The 21882-nt window shown below is 60.4% G+C and carries 15 protein-coding genes; 6 read left to right on the forward strand and 9 right to left on the reverse strand.

Annotated elements, in window-relative coordinates:
• Positions 1–3 precede the first annotated feature (3 nt).
• Positions 4–750, forward strand: a complete 747-nt coding sequence (locus KVH01_RS19405; RefSeq protein WP_217882507.1) for an SDR family oxidoreductase — start codon at positions 4–6, stop codon at positions 748–750.
• A 10-nt stretch (positions 751–760) separates the two neighbouring features.
• Here KVH01_RS19405 and KVH01_RS19410 read toward each other — a convergent pair whose 3' ends face one another.
• From KVH01_RS19410 to KVH01_RS19425, 4 genes are all read right to left on the reverse strand, one after another.
• Positions 761–1216, reverse strand: a complete 456-nt coding sequence (locus KVH01_RS19410; RefSeq protein WP_217882508.1) for a hypothetical protein — start codon at positions 1214–1216, stop codon at positions 761–763.
• Positions 1217–1293: 77 nt separating this feature from the next.
• Positions 1294–2703 (reverse strand): GntR family transcriptional regulator MpaR, encoded by a 1410-nt coding sequence (gene mapR, locus KVH01_RS19415; RefSeq protein ID WP_217882509.1) that lies wholly within the window; start codon positions 2701–2703, stop codon positions 1294–1296.
• Positions 2704–2843: 140 nt separating this feature from the next.
• Positions 2844–4253: a cytochrome c oxidase accessory protein CcoG gene (ccoG, locus tag KVH01_RS19420; protein WP_217882510.1), complete on the reverse strand. Its 1410-nt coding sequence runs from the start codon at positions 4251–4253 to the stop codon at positions 2844–2846.
• 185 nt (positions 4254–4438) lie between these two features.
• The gene (locus tag KVH01_RS19425) at positions 4439–4678 is read right to left on the reverse strand and encodes a DUF3203 family protein (RefSeq protein ID WP_217882511.1); all 240 of its coding nucleotides are present in this window, start codon (positions 4676–4678) and stop codon (positions 4439–4441) included.
• A gap of 118 nt (positions 4679–4796) precedes the next feature.
• On the opposite strand from KVH01_RS19425, the gene KVH01_RS19430 reads away from it, so the two are divergent.
• Entirely contained in the window at positions 4797–5294 is a 498-nt protein-coding gene (locus tag KVH01_RS19430) for an MgtC/SapB family protein (protein WP_217882512.1), read from the forward strand.
• A gap of 5 nt (positions 5295–5299) precedes the next feature.
• Here KVH01_RS19430 and KVH01_RS19435 read toward each other — a convergent pair whose 3' ends face one another.
• On the reverse strand, positions 5300–6484 hold the full coding sequence (locus KVH01_RS19435; RefSeq protein WP_217882513.1) for a M10 family metallopeptidase C-terminal domain-containing protein: 1185 nt from the start codon (positions 6482–6484) through the stop codon (positions 5300–5302).
• A gap of 547 nt (positions 6485–7031) precedes the next feature.
• On the opposite strand from KVH01_RS19435, the gene KVH01_RS19440 reads away from it, so the two are divergent.
• The 4 genes from KVH01_RS19440 (at position 7032) to KVH01_RS19455 (ending at position 15904) form a co-directional block, all read left to right on the forward strand.
• Entirely contained in the window at positions 7032–9020 is a 1989-nt protein-coding gene (locus KVH01_RS19440) for an alpha-1,4-glucan--maltose-1-phosphate maltosyltransferase (RefSeq protein ID WP_217882514.1), read from the forward strand.
• A gap of 84 nt (positions 9021–9104) precedes the next feature.
• Positions 9105–12452 carry a maltose alpha-D-glucosyltransferase gene (gene treS / locus KVH01_RS19445; protein WP_217882515.1) on the forward strand — a complete coding sequence of 1116 codons (3348 nt, stop codon included), beginning with the start codon at positions 9105–9107 and terminating at the stop codon, positions 12450–12452.
• A complete protein-coding gene (gene glgB / locus KVH01_RS19450) occupies positions 12449–14686 on the forward strand; it encodes a 1,4-alpha-glucan branching protein GlgB (RefSeq protein ID WP_217882516.1) in 2238 nt (745 codons plus the stop codon). The genes treS and glgB overlap by 4 nt, the downstream gene beginning before the upstream one ends.
• A 90-nt stretch (positions 14687–14776) precedes the next feature.
• Positions 14777–15904, forward strand: coding sequence for a GGDEF domain-containing protein (locus KVH01_RS19455; protein WP_217882517.1), 1128 nt, complete (start codon positions 14777–14779; stop codon positions 15902–15904).
• 2 nt (positions 15905–15906) lie between these two features.
• On the opposite strand, the gene KVH01_RS19460 is transcribed toward KVH01_RS19455, so the two are convergent.
• The 4 genes from KVH01_RS19460 to lhgO all read right to left on the reverse strand — a co-directional run bounded on the left by KVH01_RS19460 (position 15907) and on the right by lhgO (position 21777).
• Positions 15907–18093: a GAF domain-containing hybrid sensor histidine kinase/response regulator gene (locus KVH01_RS19460; protein ID WP_217882518.1), complete on the reverse strand. Its 2187-nt coding sequence runs from the start codon at positions 18091–18093 to the stop codon at positions 15907–15909.
• A 173-nt stretch (positions 18094–18266) separates the two neighbouring features.
• Positions 18267–19118 carry a CAP domain-containing protein gene (locus KVH01_RS19465; protein ID WP_217882519.1) on the reverse strand — a complete coding sequence of 284 codons (852 nt, stop codon included), beginning with the start codon at positions 19116–19118 and terminating at the stop codon, positions 18267–18269.
• Between the two features lie 82 nt (positions 19119–19200).
• Positions 19201–20526, reverse strand: a complete 1326-nt coding sequence (locus tag KVH01_RS19470; RefSeq protein ID WP_043051047.1) for an MFS transporter — start codon at positions 20524–20526, stop codon at positions 19201–19203.
• Positions 20527–20583: 57 nt separating this feature from the next.
• On the reverse strand, positions 20584–21777 hold the full coding sequence (lhgO, locus tag KVH01_RS19475) for an L-2-hydroxyglutarate oxidase (RefSeq protein ID WP_217882520.1): 1194 nt from the start codon (positions 21775–21777) through the stop codon (positions 20584–20586).
• Between the last annotated feature and the right edge of the window lie 105 nt (positions 21778–21882).

A 21882-nucleotide genomic window follows, 5' to 3' on the forward strand; every position in this document is an offset into this window, starting at 1 on the left:
GCCATGGATAAAGTCGTCGTCATCACCGGGGGTAGCCGTGGAATTGGCGCCGAGACGGCGTTGCTGGCCGCTCGCGAAGGGTATCGCATCTGCATTAATTATCAGTCTGACGAAAAGGCCGCCCAGGGCATGCTTGAACAAGTGCGTGGTGTGGGTGCCCAGGCCATTGCAGTGCGCGCCGATGTCAGCAGCGAAGATGAGGTAATCGCGTTGTTCAATCGCGTGGACGCCGAACTGGGCCGTGTCACGGCGCTGGTCAATAACGCTGGCACCGTCGGGCAGAAGTCGCGGGTCGATGAAATGTCCGAATTTCGTCTCCTGAAAATCATGAAGACCAATGTGCTGGGCCCGATCCTGTGCGCCAAGCATGCGGTGTTGCGCATGTCGCCCCGGTATGGCGGGCAGGGTGGCAGCATTGTCAACGTATCGTCGGTGGCGGCGCGCCTGGGATCGCCGGGTGAGTATGTCGACTATGCCGCGTCCAAGGGGGCTCTGGACACCTTCACGCTTGGCCTGTCGAAAGAGGTCGCGGGTGAAGGCATTCGTGTCAACGCGGTACGTCCCGGCTACATCTTTACCGATTTCCACGCCCTCAGCGGTGACCCTGACCGGGTCAGCAAGCTTGAGTCCGGCATTCCCATGGCTCGTGGTGGGCGCCCGGATGAGGTGGCGGAGGCGATTATCTGGCTGCTGTCGGACAAGGCTTCATACGCCACCGGAACCTTCCTGGATCTGGGCGGAGGACGTTAAACCTCGAGGCTTAGTGCCCCAGGTTTTGCAGCACGTCGTAGCCGTCTTGCGCGAATGCTACGAGTAGGCGCGCCTCGGAATTTTTACGAGTGGAATAGCCTGCGTTGTAAAAGCCGTTGATCTTGCCGTCATGCCGTTCACTGTTACCTACGCGACGATCATTCACGTTGTCGAGGACATTGATCACACGCGCCAGGTTATAGGCTGCGCGCGCCCTGGCCCTGGCATCAGGGTTGGCGGATGTCCAGTCGCCCAGTCGTCGCTTGAGCAAGTCGGTCACCGGATAGCTGTCCCTGCGCCTGAGCAGGTGTTTCACCCCTGGATTGGCGTTGATGATTTGCCTGGCGGAGCGACGATCCGCGAAAGGTGGCTCTTCGGGCGCTGCAGGCACCGCAAGCCAGTTGTTTTCCGGGCGGCCTTCGCCAAGCTGGTAGGCGGTCGATGTGGGGAGCATGTTGATGCGCATGGCGGTCTCGAAGTGAAGATACACACACCTGAGTGTCTCCTAAGGGCGCTGCGTTCCAAAGGCTGTGTATCCCATCGTTAAAACGACCGCACAATTCGCCCCAGCGTTTCCATGGCCTTTTCCGACGCCTCGGTCCAGGGGCTGCCATAGTTCAAACGAATACAATTGCTGAACCGTCGGGTCGCAGAAAAAATCGGCCCCGGGGCAATGCTGATGCCTTGGGCCAAGGCCATCTGGAACAATTTCAGCGAGTCGGTCTGTTCCGGCAGTTCCAGCCACAGGAAATACCCGCCGGCCGGCTGGCTGACCCGTGTCTGGGCCGGGAAGTAACGGGCAATGGCTGACAGCATGGCGCTTTGCTGTTCTTCCAGGGCATAGCGCAGTTTGCGCAGGTGCCGGTCATAACCGCCGTGCTGCAGGTAATCGGCAATTGCCGCCTGGGCTGGCATTGATGGGCACAACGAGGTCATCAGTTTCAGGCGCTCGACCTTCTGCGCGAAGCGCCCGGCTGCGACCCAGCCGACGCGGTAACCCGGAGCCAGGCTCTTGGCAAAGGAACCGCAGTGCATCACCAACCCTTCTGTATCAAAAGCCTTGGCCGACTTCGGCGCTTGCTGCCCGTAATACAGCTCTGCATAGACATCATCTTCGATCAACGGCACCTGATGGCCGCGCAGCAGTTCCACCAGCGCCTGTTTTCTCGCCTCAGGCAAGGTCGCGCCCATGGGGTTCTGGAAGCTGGTCATGGTCCAGCAGGCCTTGATCGGATAGCGCTCAAGGCTTTGGGCAAGGGCGTGGAGGTCAATGCCGTCGCGTGGGTGCACCGGGATTTCCACGGCCTTGAGCTTCAGGCGCTCCAGCACTTGCAGGCAGGCATAAAACGCCGGGGCTTCGATGGCAACCAGGTCGCCGGGTTCGGTCACGGCCTGCAGGCACAGGTTCAGTGCTTCAAGGGCGCCATTGGTGATCAACAGCTCCTCCATGGGCAGCATCAGGCCGCCGACCATGTAACGCAGGGCAATCTGTCGGCGCAGTTGCGGGTTGCCCGGCGACATGTCGGTGACGACAAGGCGCGGGTCCATTTCGCGGCTGGCACTGGCCAGGGATCGAGCCAGGCGGGGCAGTGGGAACAACATCGGGCTGGGGAACGCCGAGCCGAAGGGCACGGTGTTGGGGTCCTTGATGGAGTCCAGGACCGAGAACACCAGCTCACTCACGTCTACGCGGGTGGACTCATGCACCTGCGCACTCACCACCGGTTCGGAAAACGGGCTGGGCGCGTGGGTGTTGACGAAGTAGCCGGAACGCGGTCGTGCGCGAATCAGACCGCGGCGCTCCAGCAGGTAGTAAGCCTGGAACACCGTGGACGGGCTGACGCCGTAGGTCTGGCTTGCATAGCGCACCGATGGTACGCGCTGGCCCGGGCCGAGGACGCCGGAGCGGATGAGTTCTGCGATGTCGTCGGCGAATTTTTCGTAGCGTTTCATGAGGGCCTTAAACAGGTTTGTCTATGTGTACGCTGGGTAAATGTGGGAGGGGGCTTGCTCCCGATAGCGGTGTGTCAGTGAAAAGATGCTGACTGATACACCGCTATCGGGAGCAAGCCCCCTCCCACATTGGCCGATTGTCAGCGGTTCAACGGTGCGACGAAGCGACTGTCCGCCGCGCTATAAATCCAGGGTTCATCCACATCCGTCACCTTGAAGCGCAGGGTCTGCGAACTGCTCACCGGTTTGTCCGCCAGCAATGCCACAGAAACCGGTACATCGACGATTTCCCCGGGCGCCAGGCTGACCTGGGTTTTGCCCTGCAACTGGAAGCCGTCGGCATCCACCAGTTCCAGACGGTAATCCTGGCGCTGCTGGGTCTTGTTGATGACCTTGAGGCTGTAGATGTTTTCGATCAAGCCCTGGCTGTTTTCGCGGAACATACCACGGTCCTTGGTCACGTCCAGCGACACCATCGGCCGTTCGACCAAGGCCACCACCAAGGCTGCGATCATCACCAGCAGCACGGAACTGTAGCCGATCAGGCGGGGCCGCAGCAGGTGAGTCTTGCCACCTTGCAGTTGGTGTTCACTGGTGTAGCTCACCAAGCCACGGGCGTAGCCCATTTTGTCCATGATTGAGTCGCAGGCGTCGATGCAAGCCGCGCAGCCGATGCATTCCATTTGCAGGCCGTCGCGGATATCGATGCCGGTGGGGCACACCTGTACGCACAGTTGGCAATCGATGCAATCGCCGAGGCCGACCGCCGCGGGCTGCACCTCGCGTTTACGCGGGCCACGGCGTTCGCCGCGGGCTGTGTCGTAGGAAATGGTCAGGGTGTCTTTATCAAACATCACGCTCTGGAATCGCGCATAGGGGCACATGTGCATGCACACTGCTTCGCGCAGCCAGCCGGCATTGATATAAGTGGCACCGGTGAAAAACAGCACCCAAAACAGGCTCACTCCGCCCATCTGCCAGGTCAGCAATTCGGCGGCGAGCGGGCGAATGGGCGTGAAATAACCGACAAACGTCAGCCCCGTCAGCAGGCTGATACCCAGCCACAACGTATGTTTGGCCGAGCGTCGCGCCAGTTTATTCAGGCTCCAGGGTGCGGCTTGCAGCTTGATGCGTTGGTTGCGTTCACCCTCGGTGACCTTTTCACACCACATGAACAGCCAGGTGAACGAGCTTTGCGGACAGGTGTAGCCGCACCAGACGCGGCCGGCAAACACCGTGATCGCAAACAGGCCAAAGGCGCAGATGATCAGCAGCGCCGACAGCAGGATGAAATCCTGAGGCCAGAAAGTAGCACCGAAGATGTGGAACTTACTCTCGGCCAGGTCCCACAGCACGGCTTGGCGACCACCCCAGTTCAGCCATACGGTGCCGAAAAAGGCCAGGAACAGCAGGCCGGCGCCGCCGACGCGCAAGGTGCGGAACACGCCGGTGAAGCTGCGGGTATGGATCAGGTTGTCGCTGGATTTGGCCGTCACCTTCTTCGGGTGGTTGGGCTCAAAGGTTTCCACGGTTGGGATTCGTTCGCTCATGGTCGTTCGCTCATCAGCCTCCATCAGGCCGGGGAACTATGGGCGACAGGCTGTGAGCATAACAGGCTCAGGTATGGTGATAAAAACCGGATCAGATGGATTTGATTTAACCCTATTTGGCAATCTGCTGTACCTCAGGCTCACTGAGGTACAGGTGGTCTTTGACCTAAATTGATACAGATCAATTAAATCACCGAACCCGGTTTTTCGGCCTTTACGTGGTTACGACCATCCCTGGCGCCTTCTACTGTGAGGGCGTCGGCCTCGGCTTCGGTGATGTAGATCTGCTGGCCGGCCAACTCCACATACGACATGGCCTTGTCATTATCGGTCAGGATGTTTACCCGAGTAGCCGGCACGCTTTGTTCTTGGCCGTCCTCGTCGAGCGTGAAGTAGCACAAATGATTTTCGATGCGTACAGACATGGCGATCTCCGTTCATGGGCTATGTACGGTTAGGCGACAGTAACGCTGGCGGGTTCCAGGCAACTGACTGGCGGTCTGCGCTGTCTATCTTTCATTCACAATAAGAAGGGACACATCCATGGACGCCTGGTGGCATCAAGTGTGGCAAACCCTGCAGGCTGAATTCGCCGACATCGGCGACGCACGGCAGTTGACGCAAATCACTGTGCGCCTGCTGATCGCCGCGCTGTTGGGCGGCATCCTGGGGTTTGAACGGGAACAAAAGGGCAAGGCGGCAGGGGTGCGCACCCATATGCTGGTGGCCTTGGGCGCCGCGCTGTTTGTTCTGGTGCCGCAAGTGTCCGGCAGCCAGGCAGACGCCATGAGCCGTGTTGTGCAGGGGGTGATTGCAGGGATCGGCTTCCTCGGCGCTGGCACCATTCTCAAGGGCAGAGAGGACGAAGAGGGCCAGCATGTAAAGGGGCTGACCACCGCGGCCGGGTTGTGGATGACCGCCGCCATTGGCGTGGCAGCGGGGATGGGGCGGGAATCGACGGCGGTATTCAGTACGCTGCTTGCGCTGGTGGTATTCAGTGTGATGCCCCGGGTCGTCAAGCTGCTGGACAAGGATGAGTGACAGGGTCAGGTGGTGAGGTTGCTGTACCTGACCTCACCGAAGACTTTCACCACGAAGGGCGGCTCTCCCGGGTTGCCGGAAATCATTACCACGCTCGTATTATTGGCCGGGTTGTAGTGAACCTGCACTTCGCCACTGGCGCCTGAGAAATTTTCTACCAATTTCAACGGCTTGTTGCCGAGTTGGTTGCGAATGGCGGTTACATCGAGCTTGTCTCTGTTGTGGTCAAAATCCATCACTTCCTTAGGCGCATCGAAGTTTGAGTCGCGGGTACTGTGGAAGGTGAAGGTCTGACCAACGTCAATCCTGGAATCGTTGCTGTTGCTGTTGCTGTTGCTGTTGCTGTTGCTGTTGCTGTTGCTGTTGCTGTTGTTGTTGTTGTTGTTGTTGGGTTTGAGGCTGTCTGCCTCGGCCGATGAATTGTCCGGTTGCGGGGTCGGCTCGCCGAGGTCCACTTCCTTGCCGATCTCGAAGAGGGCCGAGGCGAGTGGCGTACTCTGGCGCACTCGCTGTTTGGCATAGGATTCCTCAACGCGTAGCTCATCAAAAACTTGCATGGATTGGCTGAAACTCTCCTCGGGGTCAGAGCTGGCAGTGCGGTCGCGGATCTCTTGAGGGCTCAAGCCCGGTCGCTCGATATGCGAGGATTGGTCATGAATCTTCTGCAGGCTTGACTGACCTAAACGCTCCTTCACTTCAGTAATCAGCTTGCGCGCTTCGTCTGCATCCGGGCCTTGCAGCATTGACTTGACATTCTCCTTGCTTAACAGGCTACGGATCTCGGCCAACTTCTGGGCGGTCTCCTGCGAGTTTGGCTCGCGCAGCATCTGGGTAATACTCTGCCGGCTGGCAAGCGCACGAAGTTGTGCGAGCCGGGGGGCGTCTGCACCGGGCGCCTGCGGCTCCACGTTTGTAGTAGGTGCAGTGCTGGGCGCAGTTGAGGCTTGCTCCTCGGGCGCATCGGTACCGGGCGCCTGCGGTTTCAGACTTGTCGAGGGGCCAGGGTTGGGTGGGGTAAAAGCTTGCGGCGCCTTGGGGAGGTCCGATGGATGCCTGTCAGGCTCTTTCCTGCGCATGATCCCGCTGGGGCCGGCCCTTAATAAATCGTTCAGTTTCTGTCGATCATCGCTGACCGACGGTTGTTGTACGCCAAGGATATTGGACGTTGGTGGCAGTAGTGAAATGGACATGGAAGGTACTCGCGTTACGGACGGAATAGTCTGGGCCAGCAACAAGGCGGGTCAGCGCACGAGCAATGAATCTATCTTGGCCTTCGAGGGAGTGATCTCGGTGATGTCTGTAAAGCGAGTGGGAAAAATCAGCATCGCTTGCCCACGATGTTTGGTTCGCAAGCAAGCGTTTGTGGGCCTGTAAATCAGACGATAACGGGCGGCATCGTTGCGGGGGGTTCCTGCACGGGCGGTGGCTCGTTTTCAGGCGGCTCTTGTTCAGGAACGGGTTGTGGTTCTGTGGGCGGCAGCGGGGGCTCGTCGATATTCGGATCTTCGGGTTCAGGTGGTATCGGGATATTCATGGGTATGGCCTCGTTTATGCTTTGCTCTATCGGTGGACCCTTGCCTGCGGGAAATGATTCCCGCCCGGTGGCGGTATATCCACCTGAACTTTTGAACAGCGCCCAGGCTCGGACCTTATACGGCCCTGCTCAGGGAGAGCGTCGCCGTTTCTGAATTCGGATCAAGCAAAGGGCGTCCACGGGGCGTAAGGGGAAGATGCTCGATGACTGCTGAAACACTGGCTCCAGAAGATTGCGCATTGCCGCTGTCCCAAGCGCTGTTGTTGCCCAGGATTGCAATCGAAAGCACCATGCCGGTGATCGACAATGGCGAGTTCGCCGTCAAGACGGTGGTTGGCCAGCGGGTCAATGTGACCAGCAAGGTCTTCGCCGATGGCCATGACAAACTGGCGGTGCTGATTCGCTGGCGAGCGCGGGAGGATGAAAGCTGGCACAGCGTGGTTATGACCGATGTGGGCAACAATGGCTGGGAGGGAGCGTTCAGCGTCGCCCAGCAGGGCCCGCATGAATACTGCATCGAAGCCTGGATCGACACCTTCGCCAGCTTCTGCTACGAACTGCGCAAGAAACATGAGGCCGGGGTGCCGGTCAGCCTCGAACTGCAGGAAGGCCGCAGCCTGGTGCTGCAGGCCGCCGAGCGCAGTGACAACGAACTGCGCGACCGATTGATGATTTTGCACCACGAACTCTCGGGCCTGTTGGAATCCGAGCAGGTGGCGCTGTTCCTGCACGAAGACAGTGCGCATCTGATGACCCAGGCCGATCACCGCGCCTATCTGAGCGTCAGCCCGGCGTACCCGATTGATGTGGAGCGCGAAGCGGCGCAATTTGCCAGTTGGTACGAGCTGTTTCCGCGCTCGATCACCGACGATCCGGGGCGCCACGGCACCTTCAACGATGTGCACTCGCGCTTGTCGATGATCCATGACATGGGCTTTGATGTGCTGTACTTCCCGCCGATCCATCCCATCGGCCGTAGCCATCGCAAGGGCAAGAACAATTCCCTGACGGCTGGCCCCGATGATCCTGGCAGCCCCTATGCCATCGGTAGTGAAGAGGGCGGTCACGAGGCTATCCACCCGCAACTGGGTAGTCGCGACGATTTTCGCCGGTTGGTCAAGGCTGCCGCCGACCATGGCCTGGAAATCGCCCTGGACTTCGCCATCCAGTGCTCCCAGGACCACCCATGGCTCAAGCAGCACCCGGGCTGGTTCAACTGGCGCCCGGACGGCACGATCAAATACGCGGAAAATCCGCCAAAGAAATACCAGGACATCGTTAACGTCGATTTCTATGCAGCAGATGCGATCCCCGGCCTGTGGACCGAGCTGCGCGACATTGTGGTGGGTTGGGTGGAAGAGGGCGTCAAGACTTTTCGGGTCGACAACCCCCACACCAAGCCGCTGCCGTTCTGGCAGTGGCTGATCAGCGACGTGAGGGCGAAGTACCCTGAGGTGATCTTCCTCGCAGAAGCCTTCACTACCCCGGCGATGATGGCGCGCCTGGGCAAGGTCGGTTACTCCCAGAGCTACACCTACTTCACCTGGCGCAACACCAAGGCCGAGTTGAGCGAATACCTCACGCAACTGAACCAGTCGCCATGGCGCGAATGCTATCGGCCGAATTTCTTCGTCAATACACCGGACATCAACCCGGCCTTTTTGCATCAGTCCGGGCGCCCCGGCTTCTTGATCCGTGCCGCCCTGGCGACCATGGGCTCGGGCCTGTGGGGCATGTATTCGGGCTTTGAGCTGTGCGAAGCCGCGCCGGTGCCGGGCAAAGAGGAATACCTGGATTCGGAGAAGTACGAAATCCGCCTCCGGGACTTCACCGCGCCCGGCAATATCATTGCCGAGATTGCCCAGCTCAACCGGATCCGCCGGCAGAACCCGGCGCTGCAGACCCATTTGGGACTCAAGCTCTACAACGCCTGGAATGACAATATCCTGTATTTCGGCAAGCGCAGTGAAGACGGCAGCAACTTTATCCTGGTGGCGGTCAACCTCGACCCCTTCAATGCCCAGGAAGCGCATTTCGAGTTGCCGCTGTGGGAGATGGGCCTGCCGGACGACGCCCAGACCCAGGGTGAGGACTTGATGAACGGCCATCGCTGGACCTGGTACGGCAAGACCCAATGGACGCGGCTTGAACCGCAGATGCCATTTGGGATCTGGCGTATCACTGTTTCCTAGGCAAGTGGAGATCAGCGTGTGGGAGGGGGCAAACCCCCTCGCGCATTGACTGCATTTGCGTCTGCAGAACTTCAGGAGTTTCCAATGGCGAAGAAACCCAAGGCAGCCACCTTTATCAAAGACCCGCTCTGGTACAAAGACGCGGTGATCTATCAGGTCCACGTCAAATCCTATTTCGATTCCAACAACGACGGCATCGGTGACTTTCCCGGCCTGATTGCCAAACTCGACTACATTGCCGACCTTGGTGTGAACACCATCTGGCTGTTGCCGTTCTACCCCTCGCCACGCCGTGATGACGGCTACGATATTGCCGAGTACCGTGGCGTGCACAGCGACTACGGGACCATGGCCGACGCCAGGCGCTTCATCGCCGAAGCCCATAAACGCGGGTTGCGGGTGATCACCGAACTGGTGATCAACCACACCTCCGACCAGCACCCCTGGTTCCAGCGTGCGCGCAAGGCCAAGCCGGGCTCGGCGGCACGGGACTTCTACGTGTGGTCCGACGATGACCAGAAGTACGACGGCACGCGCATTATTTTCCTCGACACTGAAAAGTCCAACTGGACCTGGGACCCGGTGGCGGGCCAATACTTCTGGCATCGCTTCTATTCGCACCAGCCCGACCTGAACTTCGATAACCCGCAAGTGATGAAAGCGGTGTTGTCGGTGATGCGCTATTGGCTCGACCTGGGCATCGACGGCCTGCGCCTGGATGCCATCCCCTACCTGATCGAGCGCGACGGCACCAATAACGAAAACCTTGCTGAAACCCACGATGTCCTCAAGCAGATCCGTGCCGAAATCGACGCCCATTACCCTGACCGCATGCTGCTGGCCGAGGCCAACCAATGGCCGGAAGACACTCAGCTGTACTTTGGCGACCGCAAGGGCGATGACGGCGATGAATGCCACATGGCCTTCCACTTTCCGCTGATGCCGCGCATGTACATGGCATTAGCCCAGGAAGATCGCTTCCCTATCACTGATATCTTGCGTCAGACCCCGGAGATTCCCGCCAACTGCCAATGGGCGATTTTCCTGCGCAACCACGATGAGCTGACTCTGGAAATGGTCACCGACAAGGAGCGCGACTACCTGTGGAACTACTACGCCGCCGACCGCCGCGCGCGTATCAACCTGGGCATCCGCCGGCGCCTGGCGCCGCTGATGGAGCGCGATCGCCGCCGTGTGGAGTTGCTCAACAGCTTGTTGCTGTCGATGCCGGGCACGCCGACCCTGTATTACGGCGATGAAATCGGCATGGGCGACAACATCTACCTGGGCGACCGCGACGGCGTGCGTACACCGATGCAATGGTCCATCGACCGCAACGGCGGTTTTTCCCGCGCCGACCCGGCCAGCCTGGTGTTGCCGCCGATCATGGATGCGCAATACGGTTATCAGTCGGTCAACGTCGAAACCCAGGCCCAGGACCCGCACTCGCTGCTCAACTGGACCCGACGCATGCTCGCCGTGCGCAAGCAGTCCAAGGCGTTTGGCCGTGGCAGCCTGAAAATGCTGTCGCCAACCAATCGCCGCATTCTCGCCTATACCCGTGAGTACACCGGCGAAGATGGCCGCAGCGAGATCATCTTGTGCGTGGCCAACGTGTCGCGCAGCGCCCAGGCTGCGGAGCTGGACCTGTCTGCGTTTGCCGGCATGGTGCCGGTGGAGATGCTCGGCGGTAATGCGTTCCCACCCATCGGCCAACTGAATTTCCTGCTGACCCTGGCGCCCTATGGCTTCTACTGGTTTGTGCTGGCGGCGGAGAACCAAATGCCCAGCTGGCATGTGGAACCGGCGCAAAGCATGCCCGACTTCACCACCCTGGTACTGAAAAAACGCATGGAAGAATTGTTGGAAGAACCTTGCCGCACCAGTCTTGAGCAAACTTCACTGCCGGCTTGGCTGCCCAAGCGACGCTGGTTTGCTGGCAAGGACATGGCTATCGACAGCGTGCACATCGCTTACGGCGTACGCTTTGGTGACCCGCAGCACCCGGTGTTGCTCAGTGAAATCGAGGTAACCAGTGGCGGCCAGGTCAGCCGTTATCAATTGCCGTTGGGCTTTCTGAGCGAAGACCAGTTCACCAGCGCCTTGCCCCAGCAATTGGCCCTGGCCCGTGTGCGGCGCACCCGCCAGGTAGGGTTGGTGACTGATGCGTTCAGCCTTGAGCATTTCATCCGTGCGGTGATCCAGGCCATGCAGGCCGGTACTGTGCTCAATTGCAATGAGGGTGATCTGCGCTTCGAGGCGACTCCACACTTGGCCGACCTGCAACTGACCGATGAATCAGCGGTGCGTTACTTGTCCGCCGAACAATCCAACAGCTCGGTGGTAGTGGGCGAGAGCCTGGTGCTCAAGTTGATTCGAAAAGTCAGTGCCGGGGTGCACCCGGAGCTGGAAATGAGCGCCTACCTGACCACTGCGGGCTATCCGAATATCTCGCCATTGCTGGGTTCGATGAGCCGGCGTGATGTGCAAGGGCAGGACAACCTGCTGATGATTGCCCAGGGCTACCTCAGTAATCAGGGCGATGCCTGGAGCTGGACCCAGAACAACCTGGAACGGGCGATCCGTGATGAGCTGGCTGAGGCGATCTCTGAACAGGAGCAGCACTACAACGCTCTTGGCGAATTGGCAGATTTTGCCGAGGTGCTCGGCCAGCGCCTGGGAGAGATGCACTTGGTGCTGGGCGCGCCGACCGCCGACAAGGCCTTCAAGCCCGAAGTGACCACGGCCAAGGATACCCAGGCCTGGGCCAAGGATGTCGGCACCCAGATCGACCGCGCCCTGCAACTGCTCAAACTTCATCAAAGCCAGTTGAACCCCGCTGATCAGGCGTTGGTCAGTGAATTACTGGCGCAGAAAAAAGCCATCGCCGGGCATGTCCAGGCGCTGGCAAAGGCCACGCTAGGCGGGTTGCGCATCCGGGTGCATGGAGACTTGCACCTGGGCCAAGTGCTGGTAGTCAAGGGCGATGCCTACCTGATCGACTTTGAAGGCGAGCCCGCGCGGCCACTGCATGAGCGGCGTGGCAAACACAGCCCCTATAAAGATGTGAGTGGTGTGTTGCGCTCCTTCGATTACGCGGCGGCCATGGCCCTGAATGTGCAAGGAGTGGATCACTCGCCGGAAGCGGACATTGCGCGCAAACGCGTGACTGATCGCTACCTGAATGAAGCCCGTCAGGCATTTACCCAGGCTTACCAGGCGGCGACGGCTACACTGGCGCATGACTGGCAGGATGCCAACGGCCAGGACGCAGCGCTGACGTTGTTCAGCCTGGAGAAGGCTGCGTACGAAGTGGCCTACGAAGCGGAAAATCGCCCGACCTGGTTGCCGGTGCCCCTGCAAGGGCTGCACGGTTTGCTCAGCGGGCTAACACCTAAATCGAAACCTGTACGCGGTGGGGAGACCTCATGAGTTTTACACATAAAGAACCGCTGCAGCCCAAGCTGACGGCATTGCCGGCGTCCAAGGACGTCGAAGCGCTGGTGCGCGCCGAGCACCCCGATCCATTCTCGATCCTGGGGCCCCATGACGACGAGCAGGGCGGCCAGTTTATCCGCGTCTTTCTGCCGGAGGCGCTGAGCGTCCAGGTGCTCAGCCGCGATGGCAGCGAGACCCTTGGCAGCCTGGAGGCGAACCAGGTACCGGGTTTGTTTGTCGGGCAGTTCAGCACGCGCCAGCCTTACCTGTTGAAAATCCAGTGGGCGGGCGGAGAGCAGATCACAGAAGATCCTTACAGCTTCAGTCAATTGTTGCTGGGGGAAATGGACCTCTACCTGTTTGCCGAAGGCAATCATCGCGACCTGGGTAGTTGCCTGGGGGCTCAGGTGACCAGCGTCGACGGCGTCGCGGGCGTGCGCTTTGCGGTATGGGCACCGAATGCACGGCGGGTCTCGGTGGTGGGCGACTTCAATATCTGGGATGGTCGCCGTCATCCGATGCGCCTGCGCCATCCGTCTGGCGTCTGGGAGATTTTTATCCCGCGCCTGCAACCGGGCGCCGCCTACAAATATGAAATCCTCGGTGCCCATGGAATCCTGCCGCTCAAGGCCGATCCTATGGCCCTGGCCACCCAATTGCCGCCCGACACGGCCTCGAAAGTCGCCGCACCCTTGCAGGTGGACTGGCAGGACCATGACTGGATGCAGGCCCGTGGCGACAAACAGAAATCCACTGCGCCGTTGTCGATCTATGAGCTGCACGTGGGCTCCTGGCAGTGCGAACTGGACGAGGCCGGCGAAGTCGCCCGCCAGTACGGCTGGCGTGAACTGGCCGAGCGCTTGATTCCCTATGTGCAGCAACTGGGCTTCACCCATATTGAGCTGATGCCGATCATGGAGCATCCCTTTGGTGGTTCCTGGGGCTATCAAGCCCTGTCGCAGTTCGCGCCCAGTGCACGCTTCGGCTCGCCGGAAGATTTCGCCTGGTTCGTCAATGCCTGCCATCAGGCGGATATCGGCGTGATCCTTGACTGGGTGCCGGCGCATTTCCCCACCGACACCCATGGTCTGGCGCAATTCGACGGCACGGCGTTGTACGAGTATGCCAACCCGCTGGAAGGCTTCCACCAGGACTGGGACACCCTGATCTACAACCTGGGTCGTACCGAGGTCCACGGCTTCATGCTGGCGTCGGCGTTGCACTGGCTCAAGCATTTCCATGTCGACGGTCTGCGGGTGGATGCGGTGGCGTCGATGCTGTACCGCGACTATTCGCGCAAGGCTGGAGAGTGGGTGCCCAATCGCCATGGCGGCCGGGAAAACCTGGAAGCCATCGACTTCCTGCGGCACTTGAACGACGTGGTCGCCCTGGAAGCGCCGGGGGCCTTGGTGATTGCCGAGGAATCTACCGCCTGGCCCGGGGTCAGCCAGCCGACCCAACAGGGTGGCCTGGGGTTCAACTACAAGTGGAACATGGGGTGGATGCACGACTCGCTGCATTACATCCAGCAAGACCCGGTGTACCGCGCCCACCATCACAACGAACTGAGTTTTGGCCTGGTCTACGCCTGGTCCGAGCGTTTTATCCTGCCGATCTCCCACGACGAGGTGGTGCACGGCAAGCACTCGCTGATCGACAAGATGCCTGGCGATCGCTGGCAGAAGTTCGCCAACCTGCGCGCCTACCTGAGTTTCATGTGGATGCATCCGGGCAAGAAACTCTTGTTCATGGGCTGTGAGTTTGGCCAATGGCGCGAGTGGAACCATGACCAGCAACTGGATTGGTACTTGTTGCAATACCCCGAGCACCGCGGCGTGCAGAAACTGGTGGGTGACTTGAACCGCCTGTATCGCGAGGAGCCGGCCCTGCACGAACAGGATGATGCACCCCAGGGCTTCCAATGGTTGATTGGCGATGACGCGATCAACAGCGTCTACGCCTGGCTGCGCTGGAGCAAGGACGGTAAGCCGGTGCTGGTGGTCGCCAACTTCACCCCGGTACCGCGTGAAGGCTATGCGGTGGGTGTGCCCTTCGGCGGGCGCTGGAGCGAGGTGATCAACAGTGATGCGGATACCTACGCCGGGTCAAACTTTGGCAACGGTGGAGAGGTGCTTGCCCAGGATGAGCCACGCCATGGGCAACCGGCGTCGTTGTCGTTGAACCTGCCGCCGTTGGGCGTACTGATTCTGCGCCCGCAGGGACTTTAAGAGCTCTACCTGGCTGGACGCAGTTGTCCAGGCTACTGGCAGGGTGCCACAATGGCGCCTTTGTCGTAGCAGTCCAAACAGGCGGTTTGCATGAATAGCTCCAGTCGTGCGCAGGACCAGGGCGACGTGATCGAGGAGCAGGTGCGAACTGATCGTTTGCATCAGCTGTTTCGCCAGTCGTTCTCCGCGGTGTTCGGCAGTTACCTGGGCGCGGCCATGCTCTGCTGGCTGTGCTGGGATCGCTTTGAGCACAGTGTCATGCTGGTATGGCTGGTGCTGCTGGCGGGTGCGTCGCTGTTGCGGCTGAAGATGTTCATGGACTGGTTTGGTTGCCCTCACAGCGAGCGCACCCCCGCTCGCTGGGAGCGTCGTTACTGGATCACACTGATGTTATCTGCCGGCATCTGGGGCGCTGGTGCGTTGGCGGTGATGCCCAGCGACGACCGGGTGTCCCAGGTGCTGGTCATGCTGTTCACTGTAGGCATGTCAGTCAGCGCGGTGTCGTGTTACTCGGCGTATCGCTATATGACGCTGGGGGCCATGGCGCTGGTGCTGCTGCCGTGTACGCTGTGGCTGTTGTTTCAGCCTTCGTCGATGCAGGTGGGGGTGGCGATCGCGGTGCTGGTGTTCTCGACCTTTGTGGTCAGTGCCACGCGCAAGCTGTCCGATGCCCTGGAAAAAGCTTTTCGCCTGACCCGGCAAATGGAACAGGCCCACACCATTTCAACCCATGCCGCTCAGACCGACGAACTCACCGGTCTGAAGAATCGTCGTGCTTTCTTCGAGCATGCCCAGTTGTTGTACACGCAGTGTCGGCAGAACCAGCAGCCGATGTGTGCGCTGATGCTGGACATGGACCATTTCAAATACATCAACGACACCTACGGCCACCAGGCCGGTGACCAGGTGTTGCGCCAGGTCGGCGGTGTGATCAGTGCTTCGCTTCGTCAGGCCGACGTGTCCGGACGTCTGGGCGGTGAAGAGTTCGCTGTGCTGCTGCCCAATACGTCCCTGGAGACTGCGCGGACCATCGGTGAGCAACTGATCGAGTCGATTGCCGGCTTGAACGCTGAACCGGTGCAGGGCCTGACCGCCAGCCTCGGGGTGGCGTTGACCCAGGGCAACGAACAGGACCTGCACGACCTGATGAACGATGCCGACCAGGCGCTGTACCGCGCCAAATCCCTGGGGCGCAACCAGGTCGTGGTGGCGCAGTAGGCTCAGTCTTTGAACATGGCCTTGGCCAACGCGTAGGCGACCTGTTCGGCAGAGTAGGGCTTGGCGAGGAATTCGAAACCTTCGTAGCCGCTGTCGGCCAGTTCTTCGCTGTAGCCCGAGGTAAGCACCACCGGCAGGCCGGCACGGCGTTCGCGCAGTAACCTGGCCATCGCCACGCCGGTCATCCCGGGCATCACCACATCCGAAAAAACCGCATCGAACGCGCTGGCGTCCGGGCCTGCGAGGGCCAGTGCCTGGCGAGCGTCGGTGGCCCAAGTGGTCTGGTAGCCCAGATCCTTGAGGATCTGGCTGGCAAAGCGTCCCACTTCCAGGTTGTCTTCCACGAGCAGCACATGGCGCTGGATGTTGTTCGGCAGTGGCACGAACTGCTCGGGCGTGGGCGATGGCGGTGCGTCCTGGCTATCCACCTGTGGCAGGTACAGGGTAATCACCGTGCCTTGGCCGAGGGCGCTGGACACATCGATATTGCCGCCCGATTGTTTGGCAAAGCCAAACACCTGGGACAGGCCCAGGCCGGTCCCTTTGCCCACCGCCTTGGTGGTAAAGAACGGCTCGAAAATGCGTTCGAAGGTGTCACTGGCAATACCGGTGCCGGTGTCCGCCAGGGAAATCGTCAAGTAGGGCAGGTGCGACCCGGCATCCCCGCGGATGCTTGGCAGGGGCTGGTGCCCGGCGACTTTCAACGTCAGCGTGCCCTGGCCGTCCATGGCATCGCGAGCGTTGAGGGCGATATTGATCAGTGCGGTCTCGAGCTGGCTCGGGTCAATGCGCGCGTAGCAAGGATATTCCGGTACTTGCACCTGCACATGAATACGCGCTCCGGTAACGCTCTCTAGCATTTCACCGATGTTGCGCACCCGTTGGACGACATCGAACACCTGCGGGTTCAACGGCTGGCGACGGGCAAAGGCGAGCAATTGGCTGGTCAGTTTGCTGGCCCGTTCCACTGTGTCGGAGACTGCACTCATGTAGCGCTGGCGACGCTCTTCCGCCAATCCCGGTCGGCGCAGAAAGTCCACCGAAGAGCGAATAATGGTCAGCAGATTGTTGAAGTCATGGGCCACGCCGCCGGTGAGCTGGCCGATGGCTTCGAGCTTTTGTGACTGGCGCAGCGCAGCCTCGGTCTGGGCCAAAGCGAGGGTACGTTCTTCTACCCGCTGCTCCAGGCTGGCGTTGAGTTCGGTGTACGCCGCCAGCCCCTCGCGTACGGCGGCATCGGCGCGCACGCGCTCAATGTGCGCCCAGGAGCGCTCCGTGACTTCGCCCAACAACGCCAGGTCGTAGGAAGACCAGTAGCGGGGTTGCTTGTCATGTATCGCCATCAACGCGGTGAGGCGCCCATCCTTGATCAACGGCATGCAGAGGGTGGCGGTGACGCCCAGGGCCTGGAAGGTCGCCGCCTCATCGGCTGGCAGTTCGGTCAGGTTATTGCAGATCACCAGAGGTTGGCCGGCGCGCAGGCAGGTCACGGCGCATGTGCCGAACGCTGCCAGGCGGTAATGGCCGATGATGCTCGGCGAGCCATCGGCTGCCCAGTCACCGCGGATGGTGAAGCCGTCTTCATCGGCATCCATATCTGCGTAAGCGCAAATAGACACCTGCAGATGTTGCGCCAGCAACTGGGTGGTGGCGGTCATGATTGTTTCGGCGTCGGTGGCGTTGGCTACAGTGCTGCCGATGGCATCCAACACTTTCAGGCGCCGGGCGAGAAACACAGTGGCGGTGGTCTCGGTCACCGTGTCGAGCATGCCGACCACCTTGCCCAGGGAGTCGCGGATGGGGCTGTAGCAGAAGGTGAAGTAGGCTTGTTCCGGTGCGTCATTGCGCTGGATCAGCAGCGGGAAGTTTTCGATGTAGGTGGCATGCCCATCGAATGCAGCGCTGGCGATGGGGCTGATATCGCTCCACACCTCATGCCACACCTCGTTGAACGGGCGGCCCAACGCCTCAGGCTTGTTGCCCAGGATCGGCGCGAACGCATCGTTATAAAGCGTAATCAACTCAGGCCCCCAAACGATGGCCTGGGGGAACCGGGAGGCGAAGCACAGCGCAGCGGTGGTCTTCAATACGTCGGGCCACAACTCCGGCGGCCCCAGGGGCGTACTGGCCCAATCATGCTGGCGGACCCGCTCGGCCATATCACTGCCGTCTTGCAGCCAGTTCATCATGGGGTCAACACCTTATTTGCCACAGTTCGACTATCGCCTGAAATATCAGCTCGCCAAGCAACAGACCTGCATGACCGCAACCAGTTCAGCGCAGTTACTCAGGTGATGGCAATTTGATCATCTATCCATAGGGATAGATAACAATTAATGCTATGTGGTCGGTCGCGCAAGGCTTATTGGGCGGCGAATACTCCGGTCCAGTAGATGCCCGCATCGCTCTTGGGATCCATCGCATAGGCGGCACCCAACTCGCGAAATTGCGGGTTCATCAGGTTGGCGCAATGGCCAGGGCTGGCGAGCCAACCGTCGACGACCTTGCGTGGGGTATCGAGGCCGGCGGCGATGTTCTCGCCGATGTTCTTCGCAATATACCCGGCCAGTTCGGCGCGGTCGCCAGGGGTACGGCCGTCGTGGTCCAGGTGGTCGAAGAAATTGCCGTTGGCCATGTTGCGCGTGTGGCTGTTGGCAGCGCCGGCCAGTGCATCGTTCCACGACAGCGGGGTGGTGGCGGTGAATGCCTGGGTGCCGCAAGTGCGCGGTTCTGCGCGCGCGGCGTTGACCAGATTGAGCAGTTGCCTGCCTTCGGTCTGCCAGTCGCCCAGGCCACTGGTCACCAGCGGGCGGGCCAATACGATGCGCCAGTCCTGGCCGCTGTTACTCACGCCGATGTCGACAAATTGCGGGTCCAGCACCACCCGGCAGAAGCTTTCGCGTACCGCTTTCATGGCGGCGTCGGCGTCCTTGGGCCCGGACAGGCTGATGGCCTGCACGTTGACCATCGGGTACGCGGCCCGCGCCAGGGACTGCTGCAAGTCGCCGACGTTGGAGGCCGGCAGCACCAGGCGTGTGTCGCTGGTCAGTGGCGGCAACTCCTGGGAGCCTTGGTCACCGCAGCGTTGCAGCTGGCTGCGGTATTGATTGATCTGTTGTATCAACTGACTTTCTTCATTCGCCATCGCGCTGGCGCAGAACACCGTACTGGCGACCAGCGTCGTAAGACCCATCATCAATGACAGAACGCGCATGGACGTTACCCTTGAGCTTGAAAGTGCCCATGATGCGCGATCCAGGTGCATCCATGCACCCGTTGGTCCGAACTTTTTTTCTTCAGTTCTTGAATGTCGAGTGTTTTGCGCCCTGATCGCACAGGGCAAACACCACCACCAACAGCGCAGAAATCGCGAGGATGATCACCACCCCATCGGTGGAATGGGTGGCCGAGGCCGCCACCATCGACAGCGCGCCCAGCGGTGCCAGGCCACCGGCAATGGCCGTGCCGATTTCACGCCCGGTGCCGAAGCCCGATGAGCGCGTCTGGGTCGGGAACTGCCGGCTCAGGAACGAGCCCTGGGGAGCGAACATCATTGGCGCGAGGATGCCGGTGCCTACGCCGATGGCAAGGTAGATCATCAGGCTTTCGCCACTGTTGAGCAGCGCCAGGAACGGGTAGGCGAACAGCAACGAGCACAGGCCACCGAGCATCAGCACGGTCTTGCTGCTCCATTTGTCGCACAGCCAACCGAAGCAAGGCACCGCAACGATGGCAACCAGGCTGGCGATGGTCACCGACAGCGAGGTGACATGCACGTCCACGCCTTTGAATTGAGTCAGGTACGCCAGGGAGAAGGTTTTGAAAATGTAGCTCAGGGCGTTGTAGCCAATGGCAACAAAGAACACCACCGCCAGGCCCTTGAGATCGTTCTTGAACAACGCTTTGAGCGGTGACGGCTTGGCCTTGGCGGCTTCCTTGCTCAGTTCCTGGAACTGCGGGGTTTCCGGAATGCTGTTACGCACCCACAGGCCCACGCCCACCAGCACGATGCTGCAGATAAACGGAATGCGCCAGCCGCCGGCCAGCAGGAACTCGTTGCCGTTGATGGTCAGCAGGTAAATGGTCAGCGAGGACAACAACAGGCCCAGGTTCAGGCCCAGTGCCGGCCAGGCACCCTGGCTGCCGCGCTTGCCCTGGGCTGCGTGTTCGTAGGACGTCACTGCGGCGCCTGACAACTCGGCACCGGCGCCCAGGCCCTGGATGATGCGGATGAACACCAGCAGGATCGGGGCCCAGATGCCGATGGAGGCGTAGCTGGGAATCAGCCCGATCAGCGTGGTGCACACGCCCATCAGGCAAAAGGTCAGCACCAGCACCTGCTTGCGCCCGAATTTGTCGCCGAGGTAGCCAAACAGGATGCCGCCGAACGGGCGGGCGATAAAGCCGATGGCGAAGGTGGAAAAGGCCATCAGCGTAGCCGTCTTCGGGTCGCTGTTATCGAAGAAGATCTTCGAGAACACAATGGCCGCCATGGTTGCGTACAAGTAAAAGTCGTACCACTCCAGCATCGAGCCAAAAATGGTGGCGGCCGCGACTTTGCGCAGGCGCTTGCGGGTTTGCACAGGCGTTTCGGTGCCGGGGATGGAGGCGGTTGCCGTCATGCTGGACTTCCTTCTGGGTCTTTGTAGTTATTGTTGGGTGAACGGGCAGAGCGGGTATTACTCGGGGTGGAACAGGCGGTCGGCGATCATCGCGCCGATGGGCATGGCTGACGTGGCGGCCGGCGAGGGCGCGTTGCACACGTGGAGCATTCGCGAGGTCTGTGCGAACAGGAAATCGTGCACCAGGCTGCCATCGCGCATGACCGCCTGGGCGCGGATACCGGCCTCGTAGGGCAGCAGGTCGTCGAGGGTCAGGGACGGGCAGTATTTGCGGCACTGCTCCAGATAGCCGGACTTGAACAGCGAGTTCTTCATCTCGATGGTGCCGGAGCCGAGGTTTTGCCAAAGGGTTTTCCAGAAACCCGGAAAACTGGCGTACTGCGCCACGTCGCGCCAGTTCACCGAGAACTTGCGGTAGTTCTCGCGCCCCAGCCCGAGTACGGCATTCGGGCCGACGGTGACGCTGCCGTCGATCATGCGGGTCAGGTGGACGCCGAGGAACGGCAACTCCGGGTCGGGAATCGGGTAGATCAGGTGGTTGACGATGTTGTTCTTCGATGCCGGCAGGCGGAAATACTCGCCGCGGAACGGGATGATCTGATGGTCGATGCTGATCCCGGCCAGGCGGGCCAGACGGTCCGATTGCAAGCCGGCGCACACCACCAGGTGGCGGGCTTGCCAGGTTTCGCCGTGGGTACTGACAGTGACTTTATCGGTGTCTTCGTCAATGGCGGTCACTGTGCGCTCCAGGCAGATCTGCCCGCCGCCGCGACGGATCACCTGGGCCATGGTCTCGCACACCTGGCGGTAGTCGACGATACCGGTGGCGTCGAGAAACAACCCGCCAAGGCCGACAATGTTCGGTTCACGCTGGCGCAATTGCTCGGCATCCAGGCGCTCGACCTGCATGCCGTTGAGCTGGGCGCGGGCGTGCAATGCTTCCATCCGTTGCATTTCCAGCGGGCTGGACGCCACCAGCAGCTTGCCGCACACCTCGAACTTGATCCCGTGATCACGGCAGAACTGCTTGGTGGCTTCGGCGCCGCGCTTGCACAGTTCGGCCTTGAGGCTACCGGGGGCGTAGTAGATGCCGGCATGAATCACGCCGCTGTTGTGCCCGGTCTGGTGCTTGGCCAGCACCGGCTCTTTTTCCAGGATCACCAACGACGCGCCTGGCTGGCGTTTGAGCAATTCCATGGCGGTGGCCAGGCCAACGATGCCGCCGCCGATGATGCAAAAATCGTGAATCATTGCAGGGGTTCCAAAGTCATACATTTCAGTCTGCTTATCAGGTTGTCAGACTAATGTTTTTGTTAAAAAAATGGCGTGTCCCTGGACACGCTATAAACAGAGTGG

The organism is Pseudomonas khavaziana, assembly GCF_019145205.1.
Lineage (GTDB): Bacteria > Pseudomonadota > Gammaproteobacteria > Pseudomonadales > Pseudomonadaceae > Aquipseudomonas > Aquipseudomonas khavaziana.

Coding starts and splice junctions, on each gene's coding strand:
- KVH01_RS19440 (WP_217882514.1), top strand. CDS start 7,032: ATGACTGCTGAAACACTGGCTCCAGAAGATTGCGCATTGCCGCTGTCC.
- KVH01_RS19425 (WP_217882511.1), bottom strand. CDS start 4,678: ATGTCTGTACGCATCGAAAATCATTTGTGCTACTTCACGCTCGACGAG.
- treS (WP_217882515.1), top strand. CDS start 9,105: ATGGCGAAGAAACCCAAGGCAGCCACCTTTATCAAAGACCCGCTCTGG.
- glgB (WP_217882516.1), top strand. CDS start 12,449: ATGAGTTTTACACATAAAGAACCGCTGCAGCCCAAGCTGACGGCATTG.
- KVH01_RS19465 (WP_217882519.1), bottom strand. CDS start 19,118: ATGCGCGTTCTGTCATTGATGATGGGTCTTACGACGCTGGTCGCCAGT.
- KVH01_RS19430 (WP_217882512.1), top strand. CDS start 4,797: ATGGACGCCTGGTGGCATCAAGTGTGGCAAACCCTGCAGGCTGAATTC.
- KVH01_RS19405 (WP_217882507.1), top strand. CDS start 4: ATGGATAAAGTCGTCGTCATCACCGGGGGTAGCCGTGGAATTGGCGCC.
- KVH01_RS19455 (WP_217882517.1), top strand. CDS start 14,777: ATGAATAGCTCCAGTCGTGCGCAGGACCAGGGCGACGTGATCGAGGAG.
- KVH01_RS19435 (WP_217882513.1), bottom strand. CDS start 6,484: ATGTCCATTTCACTACTGCCACCAACGTCCAATATCCTTGGCGTACAA.
- KVH01_RS19470 (WP_043051047.1), bottom strand. CDS start 20,526: ATGACGGCAACCGCCTCCATCCCCGGCACCGAAACGCCTGTGCAAACC.
- KVH01_RS19410 (WP_217882508.1), bottom strand. CDS start 1,216: ATGCGCATCAACATGCTCCCCACATCGACCGCCTACCAGCTTGGCGAA.
- mapR (WP_217882509.1), bottom strand. CDS start 2,703: ATGAAACGCTACGAAAAATTCGCCGACGACATCGCAGAACTCATCCGC.
- KVH01_RS19460 (WP_217882518.1), bottom strand. CDS start 18,093: ATGATGAACTGGCTGCAAGACGGCAGTGATATGGCCGAGCGGGTCCGC.
- lhgO (WP_217882520.1), bottom strand. CDS start 21,777: ATGATTCACGATTTTTGCATCATCGGCGGCGGCATCGTTGGCCTGGCC.
- ccoG (WP_217882510.1), bottom strand. CDS start 4,253: ATGAGCGAACGAATCCCAACCGTGGAAACCTTTGAGCCCAACCACCCG.